General features: G+C 73.1%; 15 protein-coding genes. 4 read left to right on the top strand and 11 right to left on the bottom strand.

Annotation, left to right across the window (positions count from 1 at the left end; genetic code table 11):
• Positions 1–70 precede the first annotated feature (70 nt).
• Entirely contained in the window at positions 71–682 is a 612-nt protein-coding gene (locus tag ACTWJ8_RS10505) for a class I SAM-dependent methyltransferase (protein WP_443263665.1), read from the top strand.
• Between the two features lie 4 nt (positions 683–686).
• On the opposite strand, the gene ACTWJ8_RS10500 is transcribed toward ACTWJ8_RS10505, so the two are convergent.
• On the bottom strand, positions 687–1,190 hold the full coding sequence (locus ACTWJ8_RS10500; protein WP_443263664.1) for a DUF402 domain-containing protein: 504 nt from the start codon (positions 1,188–1,190) through the stop codon (positions 687–689).
• The gene (locus tag ACTWJ8_RS10495) at positions 1,168–2,103 is read right to left on the bottom strand and encodes a GNAT family N-acetyltransferase (RefSeq protein WP_356387768.1); all 936 of its coding nucleotides are present in this window, start codon (positions 2,101–2,103) and stop codon (positions 1,168–1,170) included. Before ACTWJ8_RS10495 ends, ACTWJ8_RS10500 begins: the two co-directional genes overlap by 23 nt.
• A gap of 71 nt (positions 2,104–2,174) precedes the next feature.
• Between ACTWJ8_RS10495 and ACTWJ8_RS10490 the strand changes: the two genes are divergently transcribed.
• Positions 2,175–2,540 (top strand): GntR family transcriptional regulator, encoded by a 366-nt coding sequence (locus tag ACTWJ8_RS10490; protein ID WP_443263663.1) that lies wholly within the window; start codon positions 2,175–2,177, stop codon positions 2,538–2,540.
• Between the two features lie 1,419 nt (positions 2,541–3,959).
• Here ACTWJ8_RS10490 and ACTWJ8_RS10485 read toward each other — a convergent pair.
• Entirely contained in the window at positions 3,960–5,057 is a 1,098-nt protein-coding gene (locus ACTWJ8_RS10485) for a DUF5925 domain-containing protein (RefSeq protein WP_356387763.1), read from the bottom strand.
• A gap of 151 nt (positions 5,058–5,208) precedes the next feature.
• On the opposite strand from ACTWJ8_RS10485, the gene ACTWJ8_RS10480 reads away from it, so the two are divergent.
• Complete coding sequence (locus ACTWJ8_RS10480) at positions 5,209–6,630, top strand: GH39 family glycosyl hydrolase (RefSeq protein WP_443263661.1); 1,422 nt, start codon at positions 5,209–5,211, stop codon at positions 6,628–6,630.
• A 30-nt stretch (positions 6,631–6,660) separates the two neighbouring features.
• Here ACTWJ8_RS10480 and ACTWJ8_RS10475 read toward each other — a convergent pair whose 3' ends face one another.
• The 5 genes from ACTWJ8_RS10475 to ACTWJ8_RS10455 form a co-directional block, all read right to left on the bottom strand.
• A complete protein-coding gene (locus tag ACTWJ8_RS10475; protein ID WP_443263660.1) occupies positions 6,661–10,449 on the bottom strand; it encodes a lipopolysaccharide biosynthesis protein in 3,789 nt (1,262 codons plus the stop codon).
• The gene (locus tag ACTWJ8_RS10470) at positions 10,442–11,254 is read right to left on the bottom strand and encodes a polysaccharide deacetylase family protein (protein WP_443263659.1); all 813 of its coding nucleotides are present in this window, start codon (positions 11,252–11,254) and stop codon (positions 10,442–10,444) included. Before ACTWJ8_RS10470 ends, ACTWJ8_RS10475 begins: the two co-directional genes overlap by 8 nt.
• Complete coding sequence (locus ACTWJ8_RS10465) at positions 11,251–12,282, bottom strand: glycosyltransferase family 2 protein (protein WP_443264857.1); 1,032 nt, start codon at positions 12,280–12,282, stop codon at positions 11,251–11,253. The genes ACTWJ8_RS10470 and ACTWJ8_RS10465 overlap by 4 nt, the downstream gene beginning before the upstream one ends.
• 20 nt (positions 12,283–12,302) lie before the next feature.
• Entirely contained in the window at positions 12,303–13,133 is an 831-nt protein-coding gene (locus ACTWJ8_RS10460; protein WP_356387752.1) for a glycosyltransferase family 2 protein, read from the bottom strand.
• 396 nt (positions 13,134–13,529) lie between these two features.
• Positions 13,530–13,940, bottom strand: coding sequence for a hypothetical protein (locus tag ACTWJ8_RS10455; RefSeq protein ID WP_356387749.1), 411 nt, complete (start codon positions 13,938–13,940; stop codon positions 13,530–13,532).
• A 225-nt stretch (positions 13,941–14,165) separates the two neighbouring features.
• On the opposite strand from ACTWJ8_RS10455, the gene ACTWJ8_RS10450 reads away from it, so the two are divergent.
• On the top strand, positions 14,166–14,975 hold the full coding sequence (locus tag ACTWJ8_RS10450) for an SGNH/GDSL hydrolase family protein (protein WP_356387745.1): 810 nt from the start codon (positions 14,166–14,168) through the stop codon (positions 14,973–14,975).
• A 22-nt stretch (positions 14,976–14,997) separates the two neighbouring features.
• Here the strand turns inward: ACTWJ8_RS10450 and ACTWJ8_RS10445 are convergent, their stop codons facing one another.
• The 3 genes from ACTWJ8_RS10445 to ACTWJ8_RS10435 all read right to left on the bottom strand — a co-directional run bounded on the left by ACTWJ8_RS10445 (position 14,998) and on the right by ACTWJ8_RS10435 (position 19,593).
• Positions 14,998–16,689 (bottom strand): serine/threonine-protein kinase, encoded by a 1,692-nt coding sequence (locus ACTWJ8_RS10445; protein WP_443263658.1) that lies wholly within the window; start codon positions 16,687–16,689, stop codon positions 14,998–15,000.
• 49 nt (positions 16,690–16,738) lie between these two features.
• On the bottom strand, positions 16,739–18,178 hold the full coding sequence (locus ACTWJ8_RS10440) for an urease accessory protein UreH domain-containing protein (RefSeq protein ID WP_443263657.1): 1,440 nt from the start codon (positions 18,176–18,178) through the stop codon (positions 16,739–16,741).
• An 80-nt stretch (positions 18,179–18,258) separates the two neighbouring features.
• Positions 18,259–19,593 (bottom strand): tetratricopeptide repeat protein, encoded by a 1,335-nt coding sequence (locus tag ACTWJ8_RS10435; protein ID WP_443263656.1) that lies wholly within the window; start codon positions 19,591–19,593, stop codon positions 18,259–18,261.
• Positions 19,594–19,688: the final 95 nt, after the last annotated feature.

Genomic DNA, 19,688 nt, shown 5'->3' with positions numbered 1-19,688 from the left:
GTTGTAGACCTGTTCCCGGAGGGTCCCCCTTCGAAGCGCAATTGTCAGTGGCCGTTGTCACGATGGGGGCATGACGACACATGGGGGCACGACAGAGGGACCGGTCGACTGGGACGCGGAGGCGGACGCGTTCGACGACGAACCGGACCACGGCCTGCGGGGTCAGGACGTAAGGGCCGCCTGGGCGGGGCGGCTCGCGCGGTGGCTGCCGGAGGCGGCGGGACACGTCCTCGACCTCGGGTGCGGGACGGGCAGCCTGTCACTGCTCGCGGTCGAGCGGGGGCACCGGGTGACCGGCGTGGACAGCGCGCCGCGGATGCTGGAACACGCGCGCCGCAAGCTCGCGGGGCGTGACGCGGAGTTCCTGCTCGGGGACGCCGCGCGACCGCCGGTCGAGCCGGGATCGTACGACGTGGTGCTCGCGCGGCACGTGCTGTGGGCGCTGCCCGACACCGGGGCCGTGCTGCGGCGCTGGGTCTCGCTGCTGCGGCCCGGCGGGCGGATCGTGCTGGTGGAGGGCGTGTGGGGCGAGGTGAGCCCGGCCGGGATCCCGGGGGCGTGGCTCACGGACGCGCTCGCGCCGCTCGTCGCGGCCGTCCGCCACGAACCCCTCTCCGGGGACGCCCGGCTGTGGGGCCGGGCCGTCACGGACGAGAGGTACGCGGTGGTCGGGACCGTCTGAGCGGCTACCGGCCGAGCAGGGCGGCGAGGCCCTCCCGCTCGGCCAGGCGTTCCAGGTCGTCGAGGGCGCGGACCGCCGCCCGCGCGGCCTCCGGGTCCCGCTCGGCGAGGCCGCTGTCGGCGAACTCGTCCTCGTCGAGCCGCAGCACCTCGCCGCCGTCGGCCGACACCCACAGGTCGAGATCGAGGTCCTCGGAGACGATGTCGCCCTCGTCGGTGCGGACGGCGGGCCGGGTGATGTCGCAGTACCAGCCCTTCAGCGTCCCGTCGGCGGTGCGGACCTCCTTGACGGCGTACCAGCGGTCGCGCCAGTAGTGCTCGGTGAACACGTCGCCGGGGGCGAACCGGACGAAGCCGAAGTCGCGCACGCCGTCGCCGGCCCAGGGGGCGCGGACCGTGATCCGGGTGCCGTCGTCGTGCAGCAGGTCGACCGGGTAGCGGATCTTCGTGCGGCCCGCCTTGCGCAGGTGCACGTGGCGGACGCCGTCAGTGGGGGAGGGGGCGGACATGGCGGATCTCCGTCGTGTCGAGTACGTAGCCGAACCACTTGTTGATCGCGAGCATCGGCTCATTGCCCGCGTCGTTGCCGGTGAACGCCACGGTGACGCCGGCGGCGCGGGCCCGGTGCAGCGACGCGTTCTTGGCGAGCTTGGCCAGTCCCCGGCCGCGGAAGGCGCGGGCGGTTCCGGTCATGCCCGACACATAGCGGCCCTCACCGTCCGTCAGGGCGGCGGAGAACGCGGCGGGGACGCCGTCCACGACGGCCACCGTCGTCAGCTCGTGGTCGAGCAGGGGCTGGTGCCAGGTGTCGGCCAGCCACTGTTCGTAGTCGGTGAGTTCGGCCTTGATGTCGCTCGGCTCGTCGCTCGTGGCCTCCGCGTCCAGGACGAAGAGAGGGCGCGGGTCGGCGGCGTACGTGGACGCGGTGCGCAACTCGACGCCGGGCGGCACCGGTTGAGCGGGCGGGAGGGGGCGGGTCGCCAGGTCGAGGCGCAGGAAGTGGGCGCTGCGGCCGCGACGGTAGCCGCGGGCCGCGGCCCAGGCGAGGTTGCGCGGGGCGTCCAGGGCCCAGCAGTGCACCTGGGTCGCGCCGTGCTGGGCGAGGTGCTCCTCCGCCGTGCGCAGCAGCAGGGTGCCGGCGCCGCGGCCGGTGCGGTCCGGGTGGACGTACACGTTCGCGTAGCCCTGGCCCGGCTCCGGGCTGTCGTGGGCGATGCCGACCTGCGCCGTGCCGATCACCTCGCCGTCGCCGGTCTGCGCGACCAGCTGGCGGTAGTGGGCGTCGGGGTGGGCGTGCGCGGCGTCGTACGCGACGGAGGCCGGGGTCGCGAGCATGGCGGGGAGACAGGCGCGCCGGACACGGGCGAAGGCCGCGGGGTCGGACGGCTCGTCCAGGCGCAGCGTGCGCACGATGACGGTCATGGGGGCGCACGCTACGCGCCGCGCGCCACCGGGTGCCTCCCATTTTTCGGCGCTGCGGGAGAATCGACGGCGTGACCTTGAAGATCCGCATTGACGACAGTGGGGCGCCGTACGAGCAGGTGCGGGCCCAGATCTCCGAGCTCGCCCGGTCCGGGGCGATTCCCGTCGGGTACAAGCTGCCCACGGTGCGCGGCCTCGCCGAGGAGTTGGGCCTCGCCGCGAACACGGTGGCCAAGGCGTACCGGGCCCTCGAGTCGGACGGGGTGATCGAGACGCGGGGCCGCAACGGGACGTTCGTCGCGGCGGCCGGGGACGCGGCGGAGCGGGAGGCGGCGTCCGCGGCGCAGGCGTACGCGGAACGGGCCCACCGCCTGGGCCTCTCCGAATCGGCGGCCCTCTCCGCCGCGCGGGACGCTCTGCGCGCGGCGTACGCGTAACCGGGGCCCGGTCGTCCGGAGTGCGGCGCGGTGGCCGGGCTCTGTCGTCCGGTTGCGCGGCACCGTGCTTCCCCGTTGCGCGCCGATCTCCCACCCACCCGCCCCCTCCGGGGGCTCGGCCCCCGTGGGTGCGGGGTCTGCGCCGAGACGGCGCTCGTCGTTTGTGTGGCGCGGGGCCGCTGGGCCTGCCCGACCGCTCTTCCTGATTGCGCTGCACCGTGTTTCCCGGCTGCGCCGGTGCGGGCGTCTGCCGTTGCGCGTCTGCGGCGCTGCGGCCCGGCTTTCCCCGTTGCCCGGCTATCTCCCTCCCTCCCGCCCCCTCCGGGGGCTTGGCCCCCGTGGGCCTGGGGCCTGCGATGGGCCCAGGTCGTCGTTTCTGTGGCGCTGGGGCGGTGCTGTTCCCTGTCGTGATGCGGCGCCGTTGGCCGTGCGCGCGGCCGCTGGTCCCGGTTGCGCGGCGCCGTGCTTCCCGGCTGTGCCGGGGCAGGTGTCTGCCGTGGCGCGGCTGTGGCGCCGCGGGCCGGTCGTTGTTCCCGTTGCTCGCCTATCTCCCGCCCTCGCGCCCCCTCTGGGGGCTCGGCCCCTGTGGGCGTGGGGCCTGTGCCGGGGCGGCGCCTGTCGTTGCCGTGAGGCGGCACCGCTGATGCCGCCGGGCCCGGCTCCACGGTTGTGCGGCACCGCCGCATGCTCCGAATGCCCCGCCTACGTCCCACCCGCCTGCCCCTCCGGGGGGCTTGGGCCCCGCGGGTGGCCGAATTCGAGGGCTCGCGGCCTGTCCGCTTCGGTGTGCTGCACCGGGCCTGGTGGCCGGCGTCGGGGTTGGCGCCTACCGCCGGTGCGGCCTGCACCGGGGCGCCTTGCCCACTCTGCCGCCCTGGGCCTCCCCGGACGGAGTCTGCGGGAGGCAGGTGGCCCGCGGCGGTGAGGGCTGCCCGTCGGGGCGGGCGGGCCGTTCCGGCGGCTGTTTTGCCCACGGCGCGGTTCGGCCGACCGCACCGGGCGGGAAGCCGTTCCGGCGGTCGTGTGCTCGAGGCGTGGTGGGGGCGGCGCAGTTTCGGAGGACGCGTGCCTGAGGCGGGTGTCGGTTGGCCGCGGTGCGGCACCCCGTGTGGCCTACGCCCCTGGAGAGGGCCGGCCGGGGGGCGACCCAGGGCCGCGGTCGACCGCAATGGTGGGGGCCGTTCCGGTGGTGCGAGTGCGGGTGCGGCTGGCCGCAACAGGCGACTCCCCGGGGTGGCAACGCTCCTGGAGGGGCGGGTGGTGGGGGCTTGGGCGGCGGCAGCGGCCCGAGCGCCGGTGCAGGTAGGTGAAGTGAGCCCTTGCGGCGTTCCACCCTCGGGTTCGGACGGAACCCCGAGGGTGGAACGCCGGTTCGGCATGACGGCCCCGCCCACGATCGAGGCGCGGGGCCCGGACCCGCTACAGGTACAGGCCCGCGTCCGCGCCGCCGCGGGGGTCGGGGACCGAGGAGGGTGGGGTGATGCCGCGGCGGAGGGCGTAGAGCTCGGCGAGGGTCGCGCCGTCGCGGCCGATGCCCTCGTCCGTGCCCAGCCACTCCGTCGCCTCACGCCGCGTCAGCCCCGACACCTCGATCCGCGCCAGGCAGCGGCCGGGCCGCACGACCGCGGGGTGCAGCCGCTCCAGGTCCTCGTTCGTCGTGACCCCGACCAGTACGTTGCGTCCCTGCCCGAGCAGCCCGTCCGTCAGGTTCAGCAACCGCGACAGCGCCTGACCCGCCGTGTGCTTCGCCTCCCCGCGGATCAGCTCGTCGCAGTCCTCCAGGAGGAGCAGGCGCCAGCGCCCGTTCGCCGAGCCGTCGTCCTCGCCGATCGCGATGTCCATCAGGTAGCCGACGTCGGAGAAGAGCCGCTCCGGGTCCAGGACGCAGTCGACCTGGCACCAGTCCCGCCAGGAGCGGGCCAGCGTCCGCAGGGCCGACGTCTTGCCCGTGCCCGGCGGCCCGTGCAGCAGGAGCAGCCGGCCCGCGATGTCCTCGGGCCGCGTCTTCATCAACTCGTCCATGGCCTCGGCGACCGGCGCCGTGTAGTTGGGCCTGACCTCCTCCCACGTACCGGCGGAGATCTGCCGCGTCGTCCGGTGCGGCCCGCGGCGCGGGGACACGTACCAGAACCCCATCGCCACGTTCTCCGGCTGCGGCTCCGGCTCGTCGGCCGCGCCGTCCGTGGCCTGCTTCAGGACCTTCTCCGCCAGCTCCGCCGTCGTCGCCGTCACGGTGACGTCCGCGCCCCTGCTCCACCGGGAGATGAGCAGCGTCCACCCGTCGCCCTCGGCGAGCGTCGCGCTCCGGTCGTCGTCGCGCGCCGAGCGCAGCACCCGCGCCCCCGGCGGCAGCAGCGTCGCCGCCGAGCGCACCCGGTCGATGTTCTTCGCGTGCGAGAAGGGCTGCTCGCCCGTGGCGAAGCGGCCGAGGAACAGCGCGTCGACGACGTCGGACGGCGAGTCGCTGTCGTCGACGCCCAGCCGGACCGGCAGCACGTCGTAAGGGTTCGCAGACATGCCGCCATGATCCGGCACGAAGGGGTCGACCGCACGGAATTTCCGCAGCGCGTCCCGGCCGACACGCCCGTGTCAGCTGTCGAACCTCGTTACGAGTCCGTGGCAACGGAGCTGGTCCTTCCGCCAACTCACCTCGTTACTCTTGTCCTTGATGGGACGTCATGGGTGGGAATCGGGGGCGCGGCGATGGCGACTCATCGCCCTGCTCGGCGTGGGGATGGCCGTACTGGCCCTGGTGCTGACGGTGATCAGCACGCTTCCGAGCGGCGGCCACGACACCGCGGGCACGACGCCCGACGGCGCGAAGGTGCACGACACCCCTGGTGAGCCGCCGAAGAAGCTGGGGCCGCAGGTCGGCTGGGGGTTCACCCACACCCAGTTCTCCGCCGACGAGGGCGCGTCGAGCGCGACGGAGCGCGCCGAGAAACTCCTGGGCGAGCGCCCGCTGCCGCAGAACCAGCACATCATGGGCTGGGGCGCGAGCAACCCGGAGCCGGTGAAGGGCCGTTACCAGTTCGAGGAGATGGACCGGCGGATCGACTTCATCCGCAAGTCCGGCGGCACCCCCGTGGTCACCCTGTGCTGCGCGCCCGACTGGATGAAGGGCGGCAAGGCGGGCGTCGGCAACACGGACTGGAGTCGGGCCAGCCTGGAGACCGCCCCGTCGCCCGACCACTACAAGGACTTCGCGAACCTCGCGGCGACGGTCGCCAAGCGGTACCCGTACGTACGGCACTTCATCGTCTGGAACGAGTTCAAGGGATTCTGGAACGACGACGAGGCCCGCTGGGACTACGAGGGGTACACGAAGCTCTACAACCTCGTCTACAAGGCGCTGAAGGGCGTCGACAAGGACATCATGGTCGGCGGCCCCTACCTGGTCATGGACAGCGTCCACCCGAAGCAGGACGACGGCGGGTCCGACGCGGTGAAGGGCGCCTGGGGGCGCCTCGACCAGCGGATCGTCGACGCCTTCACGTACTGGAACAGGAACAAGGAGGGCGCAGACTTCGTCGTCGTCGACGGGTCCAGCTACACGAACGACGACGAGATGCTGCCGGACGAGTTCGCGGCCACCGACAAGTTCACCGCCGTCGGCCTATGGATCGAGCGGCAGACCGGCGATCTGCCGCTGTGGTGGGCCGAGTACTACGTGGAGCCCGCCGACAGCCGCGACGAGCGGCAGGGCTGGAGCGAACCGCACCGCGTCGCCGTGCAGGCCTCCGGGATGATCGCGATGGTCAGGGGCGGGGCCAGGTCCGGCTTCTACTGGAACCCCGAGGACGAGAAGGGCGCGGGCTGCGCCGGCTGCCTGTGGCGCCCCACGGACCGCGCGTCGGGCGGCGGCAAGCTGCCGATGTACGACCTGGTGTCCCGCTTCAACGAGGAGTTCGGCCCCGGCACCACGTTCGAGAAGGTGTCGGTCGCCCCGGACGACGTGCCGAACGTACGGGTCCTCGCGACCGACAGGACCGTCCTCGTCGTGAACATCCTGAAGCGCCCGATCAGCGCGAAGATCGACGGCAAGCGCTTCGAGATGGGTGCCTACGAGGTGAAGTGGCTGCGCCGCTAGCCGGGCGCCGCAGCCCTCACCTCCGTACGGTCAGTTGAGCCCCATCGTGATGAACCGCTGGATCAGCGAGGCCAGGACCACCGCGAGCAGCGGCAGCGAGAACCAGAACGTGCTCTGGAGCCACCGGAGTTGGCGGGTGCTGGGGCGCACCGCCACCCGGACGACCTCGCGGGCCGTGAGGAGCACGATCAGGGCGACCGCGGCGAGCGCCCCGACCAGCGACCACGGCGTCCAGGTGATCTGCGGGCCGATCGGCCCCGGATCGGCCTTCGGCGCCTTGCCGGCCGGCTCGTCGCGGAGCTGGTACATGGTGACGTCGGCGTTGACGTAGACCTTCTTCAGCTCCGTGCGCCGGTCCAGGTTCTCGACGAGGCGCGCGGGCCAGGACGTCGAGTAGCCGACGTCCATCTGCAGGTAGACGATCTGGCTCTTGTTGAGCATGAGGTACGAGTTCGGGCCCGCGTCCTTGAGTGCCTTGACGAGGCCGCCGACCAGGACCGGGTCGGCGGGCGCGAGCGTCGGGACGTAGTTGACCTTCTCCATGTCGCGGGCGCCCCACGGCATCGCGGGCGTCACGTTGTTCACCGTGTCATTGCTCATCCACAGCAGCCGCACGGTCGGCTCGTCGTGGGCGTAGACGTACTCCATCGCCGCGACCTCGCCGGGCCGGATCCGCTCGAACGGCTCGTTGCCCCAGCGGGCCACCAGGAAGCCGCCCATGAGCAGCAGCCCCGCCATGAGCGCGGCCAGCGGCGCGAGGCTGATGCGGTCCTTGTCGCGCTCCTTCGCCGTGACGCCGGTGCGCGGGAAGAGCGCGAGCCCTGCGAGCAGGGCGGAGCCCGGGAGGGCGAACATGAAGACGCGCAGCGCCATCTCGCCGCCGTACGACTGCATGCCGAAGCCCAGGAACGGCACGAAGGCGAGGACGAGCAGCGAGCGCTCGCGGTACTTCCAGTCGCGCCGCCGCCACCAGCCGTAGCAGGCGAACGCCATGACGGCGCCTGCCAGCAGCACGCGCGTGTAGAGGACCAGCTTGTGGGTCGAACTGCCGTCCTGGATACGGCCGGACACGGACGACGTCACGTTCCCGCCGACGCCGCCGACGCCGCCGAACAGGTCGTTGAAGTGACCCGACCAGTACGGCTCGGCGAGGAAGCCCAGCCATACGACGACGATCACGCCGAAGAGGAGCGGCAGGCCCCGCAGTTCGGACCGGCCGACGAGGACGAGGACCGCGAGGACGCCCAGCATCACGAACGGCGTGAGCTGGTGCGCCGGGACCGTCGCCGCGAACAGGGCGATCAGGACGACGAGCAGCACCGCGCGCTGCCGTCGGTCGGTCCCCCCGACCTCCGCCTCGCCGGGGCGCCGCTTCGCCCACAGCACGCGCGGCGCCCGGAAGTACACCAGCAGGATCGCCACGAAGACCAGATAGAGGAGGTACGTGAAGCCCTGCGGCGAGAAGTAGTCCTGGCCGACCCAGCCGCTCAGGACGAAGATCCAGAGGCCGGTCCACTTGGCCCGCCAGCTCGCCCGTATCGAGCGCAGCAGCAGGAACATCGGGGCCAGGTAGAGGAGTTGGATGACGGTCGGCCACCAGCGGATGACCTCGGTGAGGTCGTTCACCCCGCAGGCCTTCGCGAGGAACGCGGCGGTGGCGAAGAAGCCGGGCCAGCTCCAGCGGGCGTCCAGGTCGGGGACCGCGGAGCCGGTGCGGTCGATGTAGTCCATGAAGCCGAGGTGCTGCCAGGCCGTCGCGAACCGCGGCTCGGCCTCGATGACGGCGGGCAGCGCGTGCAGAGAGACGACGGTGGCGAGGAGCGTCAGCAGGAGCAGCCGCTTGTGCGGGCGTTCGAGCCACAGGAGCGAGGCGAAGACTCCGATGAGCAGGGCCGCGCCGAGCAGCGTCACGGGGGACAGGACGGAGATCAGGCCGAGCCCGCCCATCCGGTCCAGGTCTGCCTCGCCCATCCCGAGCACGGGCCCCCAGTAGAGCCCGACCGCCGCGACGAGCAGCAGGGCGAGCACGACGACGGAGGGCGTGAGCCGGGGACGCCGGACCGGTGCCGGTGCCGGTGCCGGGTCCGGTTCCGGTCGCGGTTCGACGGGGGCGGATCCGTCCTCGCCGTGTTCATCGCTGGAAGCCTGAGAAGCGGACGGCTGGGAGAGGGACGCCTGAGAGGGGGACGACGGCGCGCCGGGACCGGTCGCCCACGTGGGCATACGGGTGCCCGCCGCCGGCGTCACGGGCCCCGGACGGACGTCCGGCCTGCGCTCCTGGTGGTCCAGATTGAGCTGCACCGCGAGCCGCAACGTGTCCGAGTCCATCGCGTCCCGCAGCGCCCACTTCGGCCCGTCGCCCGCCACGGCCGGCACCTTCGGCACGCCCAGGTCGGCGAGGTCCCCGTCCGGCGGCGCGTCCTGCGGCACCGGGGCCGCGGGCGCCGCGCGCACCACACGCCACAGCTTCGGCGCGGCGATCGCCACGATGACGGCGAGCGAGGAGATCTCGGCGACGCCCGCGCCCGTGAGGCCCATCCGGGGCAGCAGGAGCAGCGTCAGACCGAGCACGAGCACGCACAACAGGCCCTGGAGCCAGGCGAGTCCGGAGGTGCGGCTCTGCGCGCGCAGCACCGCGAAGTACGTCTCCATGACGACCCGGAGCGCCGCCCCGACCGCGAACCAGCGCAGCAGCGGCGTCGCCGCCTCCGAGTAGTCCTGCCCGAACACGTGCAGCACGTACGGGGCGAGGACGAAGAGGAGCCCGCAGATCGGCAGCATGATGCGGGCCATGCGGCGCAGCGCGGCCCGGGTGTTCGCGGCGAGCTGCGCCGGGTCGTGCGAGCCCTCGACGGTCAGCGAGGCGCCCATGTTGATGGCCAGCAGGTTGACCGTGCCGCCGATCGTGGTCGTGATGTAGAAGTACGCGTTGTCCGCCGAGCTGACCTGCGAGGCGATGATCACCGGCACCAGGTAGACGACGGCGAGCGAGAACAGCGAGCCGGTGTAGTCGCCCGCGAGGAACCGGCCCATCTCCCGCAGCGACGGCGGCTCCGCCTTCCCCGCGGTGGCCTCGATGTGCCGCGGCACGAGCCGCCGGAACACGAGCAGGCCGAGCGGGATCACGGAGAACGCGATCGCGACGACCCACGACACGAACACCCCGGTCGTCGCGAGCGCGGTCGCGAAGGCGACCAGCAGGCCCAGCTTGACCAGCGAGAACACCGTGTTGCCCACCGGCACCCAGAGCGCGCTGCGCAGCCCGGTCAGCACCCCGTCCTGGAGCGTGAGCAGCGACCAGGCGATGACGGCCGCGATGAACCCGAGCCCGTGCAGCGTGCCGTGCAGGAAGCGGTACGAGGGCCCCCACACGTCGAGCGTCAGCAGGAACACGAGCGCCGCGAACGCGACGGCCGCCGAACTCCCCGCGTACGTACGGAAGATCAGGCGGCCCGTGGCGCGGCCCGCGACGGGGATGAAGCGGGCGAGCGCACCCGTCAGCGTCACGGCGGTGAGGCCCGCGAGGAACTTCATCGCCGCGATCGCGGCCGACCCCTGACCGACCGCGTCCGCCGTGTAGTAGTGCGCGGCGGCCAGCCAGAAGCCGACGCCGAGCACTCCGGAGATGCCGGTGTTCAGCATCAGCGCATACGCGTTCCGGAACAGCTGGCTACCGCCCCCCGACCCGCCCATGCCGTCTTTGCTGCCCTTCTTGCCGCGCCCCATGCCGGGCAGCCTGAGCCTGCGGCCGGCCTGCCGCGGTCCGGTGTCGGTCGTGGCCGGATCGGCCTGGGCGGGGGAGGTGGTCGTGTCAGACACGGATTCGCGCTGCCTTCCGGCGGGCCTGTCGGGCTCTGCGGACCACGGCGTAACCCTTGGTGAGGGCACGGTCCCTGGCGAAGGTGCGGCCGATGTCGCGGCCGTCGATCAGTCGCTCGAACTCGGTGACGTCGGTGGAGCGGCGCACGGTGACCCGCCGCAGGGCGTAGGGGCCCTGGCGGCGGCGCGCCAGCGCGTTGCCGACCGCGAGCGACTGGGTGAACCCGATCGCGCGCACCGCCCGCCGCACCCGCCGGTCGGAGTGGCCGTACGGGTACGCGAAGGAGCGCGGCGCCCGGCCCAGCTCGCCGGTGACGATCTCCCGGCAGCGCAACAGCTCGAACTCCAGGTCGGCGTCGTCGAGTTGGTCGAGCTGCGGGTGCGTGTGGCTGTGCCCGCCGATCTCCACGCCCTGTCCGGCGAGCGCCCGCACCTGGTCCCAGTCGAGCATCGCGTCGAGCCCGCCCCCGGTGTCGTACGCGCCGCGCAGCCAGCCCGTCGAGACGAACAGGGTCGCCGCGAAGCCGTGCTTGGCGAGCGCGGGCAGGGCGTGCGTGTGCACGCCCTCGTAGCCGTCGTCGAAGGTGATGAGGACGGGCCGGTCGGGGAGCGTGCGGCCGTCGCCGCGCCAGATCGTGGCGAGCTCCGCGGTGGTCAGCGGGGTGCGGCCGTGGTCGGCGAGCAGCTCCATCTGCTCGGCGAACTGGCTGGGGGAGACGGAGAGTCCACGCGTCGCGTCGTTCGGGTGGGAGGAGACGGCGTGGTACATGAGGATCGGCACCGCCGCCTCGTGCCGCGCGCTCATGCCACCGCCTCCGCTCTCCCGGTGCCGTCGACGACCGCACCGTCGGCGGCGGGCGGGCCGGGTGCGGCGATCTCCGGTACGGCGAACGTGGCGCCGCCGCCCCGCGCCCGCCACGTGCCGAGCGCGTAGCCCCCGGCTGCCGCGAGGACCCCGGTGACGATCGCACCGGCGCGGCCCGCGCCCCCGGCCCTGCCGAGCGCGAAGTCCCGCACGCCGCGCGCCGCCCCCGCGGGAAGCACCCGCGTCGTGTACGCCCGCTCGGTCTCGAGCCCCTTGTCCGCGCCGACGCTGCGCGCGACGAGCGCCTTGGACAGGCCCTCCGCGTACGCACGGGTGCGGAAGTACCCGAAGCGCTCGCGCCCGGCCGGCACCCGGTGGTGGATGACGGCCCGGTCGTCGATCAGCAGCACCGCGTCCGGCCTGGCCCGCGTGATCCGGATGCACAGCTCCGTCTCCTCGCAGCCGAGCGGGCGCTTGTCGCCGTCCCTGCCGATGCCGGTCGCGAAGCCGCCCGCGATGTCGAACGCGCCGCGCCGGAACGACGCGTTGCCCCCGAGCACATTGCGCACCCTGACCTTGCCGCGCGGCAGCCCCTTGTACGTGCAGCCCACCACCCAGTCGAACTCCTCCGGGAACCACGGCGGCCTGCGGCCCGAGGCCCAGATCGGTTCGGTGCGGCCGCCGACCGCGAGGACGCGCGGGTCCGTGTAGCCGGCGGCGAACCAGTGCAGCCAGTCCCGCTCGGCGACGGCGTCGTCGTCGAGGAACGCGATGATCTCGCCGCGCGCGGCGGCGATCCCCGTGTTGCGCCCGGCGGACAGTCCGCGCGGCCCGGCGTTCGCGAGCACCCGCACGTCCGCCGCGTCCCCGAACTCCTCGCCGAGCCGGTCGAGCAGCGCCGGATTGTGGTCGACGACGAGGAGCGTCTCCAGCGCGGCGTACGACTGCCCGCGCACGGAGTCGACGGCGGCGAGGATGTCGCTCCAGCGGTCTTCGGTGTACACGCAGATGACGACGGACGCCGTCATCCGCGTGTCCTGTCGCTCCGTCAAGACCCGTCCCCCCGCACGAGGCCGAGCTTCGTGGGGGCCTGCCTGCTGCGCAGGGCGCGGCGGTTGGAGCGCTCCTTCATGATGACCTTGAGGACGCGCAGCCCGTCGCGGACGGCGCGCAGATTGCTGGCGCCGTGGATCCGCAGATACTCGTGGCTCGGTATCTCCTGGACCTTGAGGCCGGCCTTGACGACCCGGATGTTCATCAGGGTCTCGACCTCGAAGCCGGTGCAGTCGAGGTCGATCTCGTCGAGGCAGTGCCGCCAGAACGCGTTGTACCCGTAGCACAGGTCGGTGTAGCGGGCGCCGAACTTGGCGTTGACCGCCGAGCACAGCGCCCAGTTGCCGAGCTTGCGAATGGGTGTCATGTCGTCGGTGCCGCCGCCGTTGGCGAACCGCGAGCCCTTGGCGAAGTCGGCGCCGGAGACGAGCGCGGAGACGTAGGAGACGATCTCCTGGCCGTCGGCGGAGCCGTCCGCGTCGACCATCACGATGATGTCGCCGCCGCACGCCTTGAAACCGGTGATCAGGGCATCCCCCTTGCCCTTTCCGCGCTGCGGGACCACCACGACGTCGGGCCACAATTCGCGGGCCACTTCCACGGTGTCGTCGGTCGAATTTCCGTCCACGAGAACCACTTCGTGGATCCACTCGGGAAGGGTCTTGAAGACGTACGGAAGATTCTCCGCCTCGTTCATGGCCGGAATGACCACGCTGACCCGCGGCGCGATCGCCAGGTGCGTGGAAATGGCCCGGTAGCGGGCGGGAATTCGGCCTTCCGGAGGTGTCCCCTCGGGTATCACCGGAGGCACAACGGAACTGCTCATGAGTCTGGTCCCTCTCGTCCGGTGGACCGCCCGCCCCCGGGCGGTCCGGCTTCGTGTCCGGTTCGAAAGGGGGGTTCTCACTGACGGCCGTGCCGGAAGAGCTCTCCGTACGGGCCGGGTGAGCTGGCAATACACACCGGTCTGTCGGACCGGTCGCGCGGCACGCGACCCGGAGACCCAGGACGCCGAAGCGAGCGGCTCACCGGAACGCGGCACCCCCCTGCCGCGCCCCGCCCGGACCCTTCGCGACCTCGGTCCCTCCCCTTGATCGCTGTTCGTGCCGGCCCGATGCGGGTGGATGTACGACGGTATTGATGATTGAGACTGTATGGCAAGACCTGGAACGAGGCCTCACGTTTTTATTGTTTTGGCCATTCTCTTTACTTGCGTCCCTCCTCAGTGGATTTTCCCGATCCGCTTACGGATGTCCGGCAGTGCGCCCCCGCGCAGCCGTCGGACGAGCCATTGCAGAAGAAAAGCGGAAGCGCTGAGCGCCCCAATGGCGATCACTCCGCCGTTCACCGACCAGCGGTGAACGGCGAGCATTCCCTGGGCGACGAGCATGACGACCGCGACCGCGCCCGCGGCCGAGGCGAGCGTCCGGGCCCACGGATCGAGGCCGCGCAGCGCCGCGGCGAACGCGGCGCCGGGCGCGGCGAGCAGGAAGAAGAGCGCGAGCGGTCCGCGCAGCGGGGTGTCGGCGCCCGAGAGCGCGAGCAGCAGGCCCGCGCCTCCCGCGACGGCGCCCGCCCCCGCGAGCAGATATGGGCCGTCCGATGGAGACGGCTTGATGCCGATGGTCTGCATTGGCGACTTTGCCCCCCGAAGCGCCGGATGCCGGGCTTCAATGTCGCGCAGCCGCCGGGGCGACGTCAAGGTGCCGCGTCGGGCAACTCCGGGCCCGCGGCGTCCAGTTGGAGAAGGCTCTACGGGCGTAGCGCCGTTGAGCTGAGGGTATGTCATACCCCTGACATGAACCTGCAACAACGGCGGTCGGCAGAGACCCTGCTGATCCTGCTAAAGGGAGGTTCCATGAGATCTTTCCGGATTGCGGCCTACGTCTCCTCCTTCGCCCTCGCCGCGGTCGCCGCCCTGACAGGGGCGACGGCCGCACAGGCCGCCGACTCCGCGGCCCCCACGGGCTACGTGGCCCTCGGCGACTCCTACTCCTCCGGCGTCGGCGCCGGCAGCTACGACGGAAACAGCGGTGACTGCAAGCGCTCCACCAAGGCGTACCCCGTCCTGTGGGCGGCCGCCCATTCACCCGCGAGCTTTAATTTCACCGCGTGCTCGGGCGCTCGTACGGGTGATGTCATCGCCAACCAGCTCGGCCCGCTCGGCTCGGGCACCGGACTCGTGTCGATCTCGATCGGCGGAAACGACGCGGGCTTCGCCGACGTCATGACGACCTGCGTCCTGTACTCGGAGTCGACCTGCGTCAACCGCGTCAACGAGGCCCGCGCGTACATCACTTCGACGCTTCCCGGAAAGCTCTCCGACGTCTACTCGGCGATCAGCACCAAGGCGCCGTCCGCCCACGTCGTCGTCCTCGGCTACCCCCGCTTCTACAAGCTCAGCGGCAGCTGCGTCGCAGGACTGACCGAGACCGAGCGCTCGGCCATCAACGGCGCCGCCGACCTCCTCAACTCCACCATCAAGCAGAACGCCGGCACCCGCGGCTTCTCCTTCGGCGACGTGACCACCACGTTCACCGGGCACGAGATCTGCTCCGGCGACTCGTGGCTGCACAGCGTCAACTGGTCGAACATCGGCGAGTCCTACCACCCCACGGCCGCCGGACAGTCGGGCGGCTATCTGCCCGTGTTCGCCTCCGCCGCGTAAAGCGGAATCCGGAACGCGGACCTCAGTACGTGGGTGAACCGGTGGTGGCGCCGCTCGTCGGCGTCACCACCTTGCATGTGATCGCGTACGACACGTAGTTCGAGGTCGCCGCCACCGGGCTGCGCACCTCGACGCCGATGCTGTCGCGCAGCGTCCCGCCCTCCTCGTACTTCGTCTGCGTGGTCGTGACCGAGCCGTTCGTGTCGCCCTTCGGGATCTTCAGCGTCTTCCAGCCCGGGTCCGACGCCTCGCCGTTCCGCACCACCCAGCGGTACTGCACGGAGACCGGGGCGCGGCCCACGGTGATCGTCGCGCTGAACGAGGGGGCCGCGCCGGACGGCGGCGGGCACGGGCCCGAGTAACTGCCGCGCACCGCGTGCACGCTGACGCGCACGGACTGCGCCGGGGTCGTGGTGTGGCCGCCGCCTCCAGAACCGCCGTTCCCGCCGCCGTTGCCGCCGCTCGACGAGCCGCCCCCGCCGCCGTTGTCGCCGCCGGTGGTTCCGCCGCCTCCCGAGCCGTTGCCGTCGTCCTTGCCGCCGTTGGAGCCGCCCGTGCTCTGCCCGCCGCCCGAACCGCCGGACGAGCCGCCGGACGAGCCGCCGCCGTTGTTCGCCGACCCGTTGGGGTCGTTCGTGTCCCGGTTCAGCAGCGCGTACGTCAGTCCGCCGATGGCGAGGAGCAGGACCACGATGCCGGCGATCAGGGCGGTGGAGGCGCGGCGCGGGTAGCCGGGGCCCGGCTCGGTGGTGACCGGGGCCGTGCCCGACGTCCCGGCCGCGCCCATCGGCACCGGCGTCGGCGGAGGCGTGGACACCGGCGACTGGAGCGACGTCATCGTCGGCGCCGAGGCCAGCGGTGACGCCTGCACGGGGCCCGCGCGCAGCGTGCCGCCCGAGCCGACGATGCGCAGATCCCGCTCCGCGTCGGACGCCGGGGTCCGCTCGGCCGGATCCTTGCGCAGCAGCCCCTCGATCACCGGAGCCAGCGGGCCCGCCCGGCGCGGCGGCGGCAGCTCCTCGTCCACGATGGCCCGCAGCGTGCTCAGCGGGGTGTCCTGCCGGAACGGCGAGTGGCCCTCCACGGACGCGTACAGCAGCACGCCGAGCGACCACAGGTCGGACTCCGGGCCCGGCGTGCGGCCCAACGCGCGCTCCGGCGCGAGGAATTCGGGCGAGCCGATCACCTCGCCCGTCATCGTGAGCGCCTGAGTGCCCTCGACCATCGCGATGCCGAAGTCGGTGAGCACGACCCGGCCGTCGTTCGACAGCAGTACGTTTCCGGGCTTCACGTCGCGGTGCAGCACGCCCACGTCGTGCGCGGCGCGCAGCGCGGCGAGCACCTCGGCGCCGATGTGCGCGGCGCGGGCCGGCGGCAGCGGCCCGTCCGCGTCCAGCTGCTCGGCGAGGGAGACACCGCGGATCAACTCCATGACGACCCAGGGCCGGTCCCTGTCGGTGGCCACGTCGTACACCGTCACCACGTTGCGGTGCGTGACCCGCGCCGACGCCCACGCCTCCCGCTCCAGGCGCGCGTACATCCGCTGCACCTCGGCGTCCGGGAGCCCGGCGGGGGCGCGCACCTCCTTGACGGCGACCTCGCGGCCGAGCACCTCGTCGCGGGCCCGCCACACCGTGCCCATTCCGCCCTCGCCGAGCGGATCGAGCAGCCGGTACCGTCCGGCGACCACACGCTCCACCACGGGCGCCCCCATTCGTGGCAATACCAGTCGGTGCGGCAAGACAAGTACGAACAAAAGTAGCTCAACCGAGCGCCGTTGCCGCCCCCTTGAACACCAATCCGCAGCCGAGTACCACGACGACGCACGCCGAACCGAACGGCACCGCTCGGCCCAGGGCGCGGCGCAGCACGGTGCCGCGCGGGCCGTGTCCCGGGCGGGAGGCGTCGGTCAGGGCGCGGGTGATCCGGCCGCCGACCCGGACCACCGCCAGGCCGACCGCGGTGAGGGTGAGCGCGAGCCCGGCGCCGTAACCGAGGACGAGCAGCAGGCCGAACCACGCCTTGCCGAGGGCGGCGGCGCCGACGAGCACGACGACGGCGGAGGGGCTGGGCACGAGTCCCCCGGCGAAACCGAGGAAGAGGGTGCCGCGGAGGGTGGGGCGCGGCATCGGGTGGTGATGGTGGTGCTTGTGGTCGTGCGTGTGGGGGTGGTCGTGGGCGTGGGTGCGGTGGTGCCACGCCCGGCGCAGCAGGCCCACCCCCGCGAACGTCACCAGCACCCCGCTCGCCAGGCCCAGCCAGGCGATCACCGACGGCGTCGCCGCCGAACCGGCCGTCACGAGCACCCCGAGGGCGATCACGCCGAGCGTGTGCGTGACCGTCACGGACGCGGCGAGCGGCAGCACGTCCCGCACCCGGGCCTGATGGCGGGCCGCGGCGGCCGCCGCCATCAGGGTCTTCCCGTGGCCGGGCGCGAGCGCGTGCAGCGCGCCCAGCAGCAGGGCGATGCCGAGGGCCAACGCCGCGAAGCCGGGGCCCAGTTCGTGCCGTGACACCAGGCCGGTCAGCTTCTCGGTCCAGCGGTCCGCGCCGCGCGGCAGCACGTCGGAGCCGGCCGGCCGGTCGCGGGAGGCGCCCGCCGCCGGGCCACCCGGCACCGCCGTGACAGATGCCGACACCCGGTCGGGCGGCGACGACAGCAGGCCCTTCGGATAGCGGGTCAGCCGGTCGGACGCCGACGCGGCGGGCACGTCCGAGCGGGTCAGCGTCGTCCGGTCGCCGCGCGCCGTGACCTCACGCCAGCCGGGCCCCTGCCCGGCGCCCGTACGCAGCGCGACGCGCACCTTCTCGCCGCGCGGCAACGGCGCGGCGAACGCGCACTCCACCCGCAACGTCCGCAACCCCGCCTGCCCGGGCCGCAACACGGCATCCGCCGCCCGTACGTCGAGTGCGCGACGCCGCCCGTCGACCTCCACGCGCATCCGCCCGGCGGCGCCCGCACACCGCTCCCGCGCCCACCGTTCCCGCCCCCGCTCGTCGAGTGCGTCCCTGACCTGCCGCGTCGGAATCTCCGCCAGATCCTCCACGTGGTCGACGCGCAGGACGCCGGGGCCGACGAGCAGCCCGTCGTAATGGTTGACGGTGAAGTTCCCCAGCGGATGCGCGGACGCCCGCGGGGCGCCGTTGATCAGCAGCCCGCCCGCGCCGACGCCGACCACCGCGCACACCACGACGTACCGCATCCAGCACCTCGCCGCCCGACTCCCGTTCCGACGGCGACCGCCGCCCGTGTCGTCCTCGGTGGCGTACCGCGTTCGGTGCCTCATCGGGCCGATCCCTTCTCGGCGGCCAGTGCCGCTCGCGCCGACTTCGCGCCCAGGGGGGAGAAGGCCGGGTTGCGGTCGAGGGCGCGGTGCAGCAGGTGTCGGCCCTCGGCCCTGTCGCCCGCCGCGAGTTCGATCACGCCGCGGTGGTAGAGGAACGTGGCCTCGTCGTAGCCGGTGGCCGTGGCGCGGCGGGCGTAGGGAAGGGCCTGCTCGGAGTGGCCCGTGGTGTGCAGGGCCCAGGCGAGGGCGTCCGCCGTGTGGACGGTCTGTCGGCGGTGCCACTCGGCGCGGGCCGCCTTCAGGCCCGCCGCCCGGTCGCCGTGCTCCGTGGCCGCCAGGGCCGTGTCGAGGTCGACGTCGACGCCGCCCGCACGGGCGAGACGGAGCCACGTGTCGACGAGGGCGTACTGGCGCTTCGCCGCCGCGCGGTCGCCCCGGGACTCGTACAGTTCGCCGAGTTCGACGAGGACCGCGGGCAGCGGGGCGCGGGCGACCACCGTCTTCAGGTCGCGGATCCCGGCCGACGTGTCTCCGCGTGCCGCCCGGGCCCTGCCGCGTCCTTCCAGGGCGGCGATGGACGTCGGGTCGGCGCGCAGGGCCGTCGCGTAGTGGCGGAGCGCGGCCTTGTAGTGGCCCTGGCGCCACGCCAGTTGGCCGAGGGCCGTCGCCACGTACGAGACGTCGCCGGGGGCCGTGGCACCGGCCAGGGCGCGCTCCAGGACCTTGCGCGCGGTCGTGGCGTCGCCGCGCAGTTCGTGGACGTAGGCGAAGCGGGTGAAGACCGGGATGCCGGGGCGACGGTCGTCCGCCTCGTCGACGGCGCGCGACGCCCGCTCGTAGTGGCCGAGTTCGACGAGCGCGTCGACGCGGAGCGCCAGCGCCGCCTCGTTGTACGGGTTGACGTCGAGGGCCCTGCGGGCGAGGCGGAGCGCGCCGTGGAAGTCGTGCCGGGCCGCCGCGAGCGCCGCCTGCCCGGCCAGCGCCGGGTCGTTGCCCGGCCGCAGCCTCAGGGAGCGGGCGAGCGCGCGCTCGGCCTGCGGGTAGCGGGACGGGTCCGCGCTCACCCGCGCCTGCTCGACGTACGCGGTGCCGAGGGAGGCCCACGACGCGTGGTCCTTGGGCTGCGCCTCGAGGTGCTTCTGGAGCGCGGAGATCCCGCGGCCGATGTCCCCGGAGGCGAGCCGGGCAGGGGCCGGGTTCGGGGCCGTGCTCGCGGTGGACTGCGGCGGCGGGTCGTCGTGGGCGACGAGGGCGCCCGCGGTGAGGGCGAGGGCGAGGGCGGCGCCCAGGGCGAGCAGCCGCCCGAACCCCCGGCCGAACAAGGTCTGCATGCGCGCTCCTTGGCGGTTTCCAGTGAGGACGAGGGGAGGCGCGGCCCGCGCCGTGGAGGAAGGAGAACGCGGGCCGCGCCGGTCCGGGGGACGGG

Source organism: Streptomyces sp. SDT5-1, from assembly GCF_052245995.1.
GTDB lineage: Bacteria > Actinomycetota > Actinomycetes > Streptomycetales > Streptomycetaceae > Streptomyces.
The sequence above is the reverse complement of the archived record's forward strand: the minus strand, read 5'-3'. Positions and strand labels throughout refer to the sequence as shown.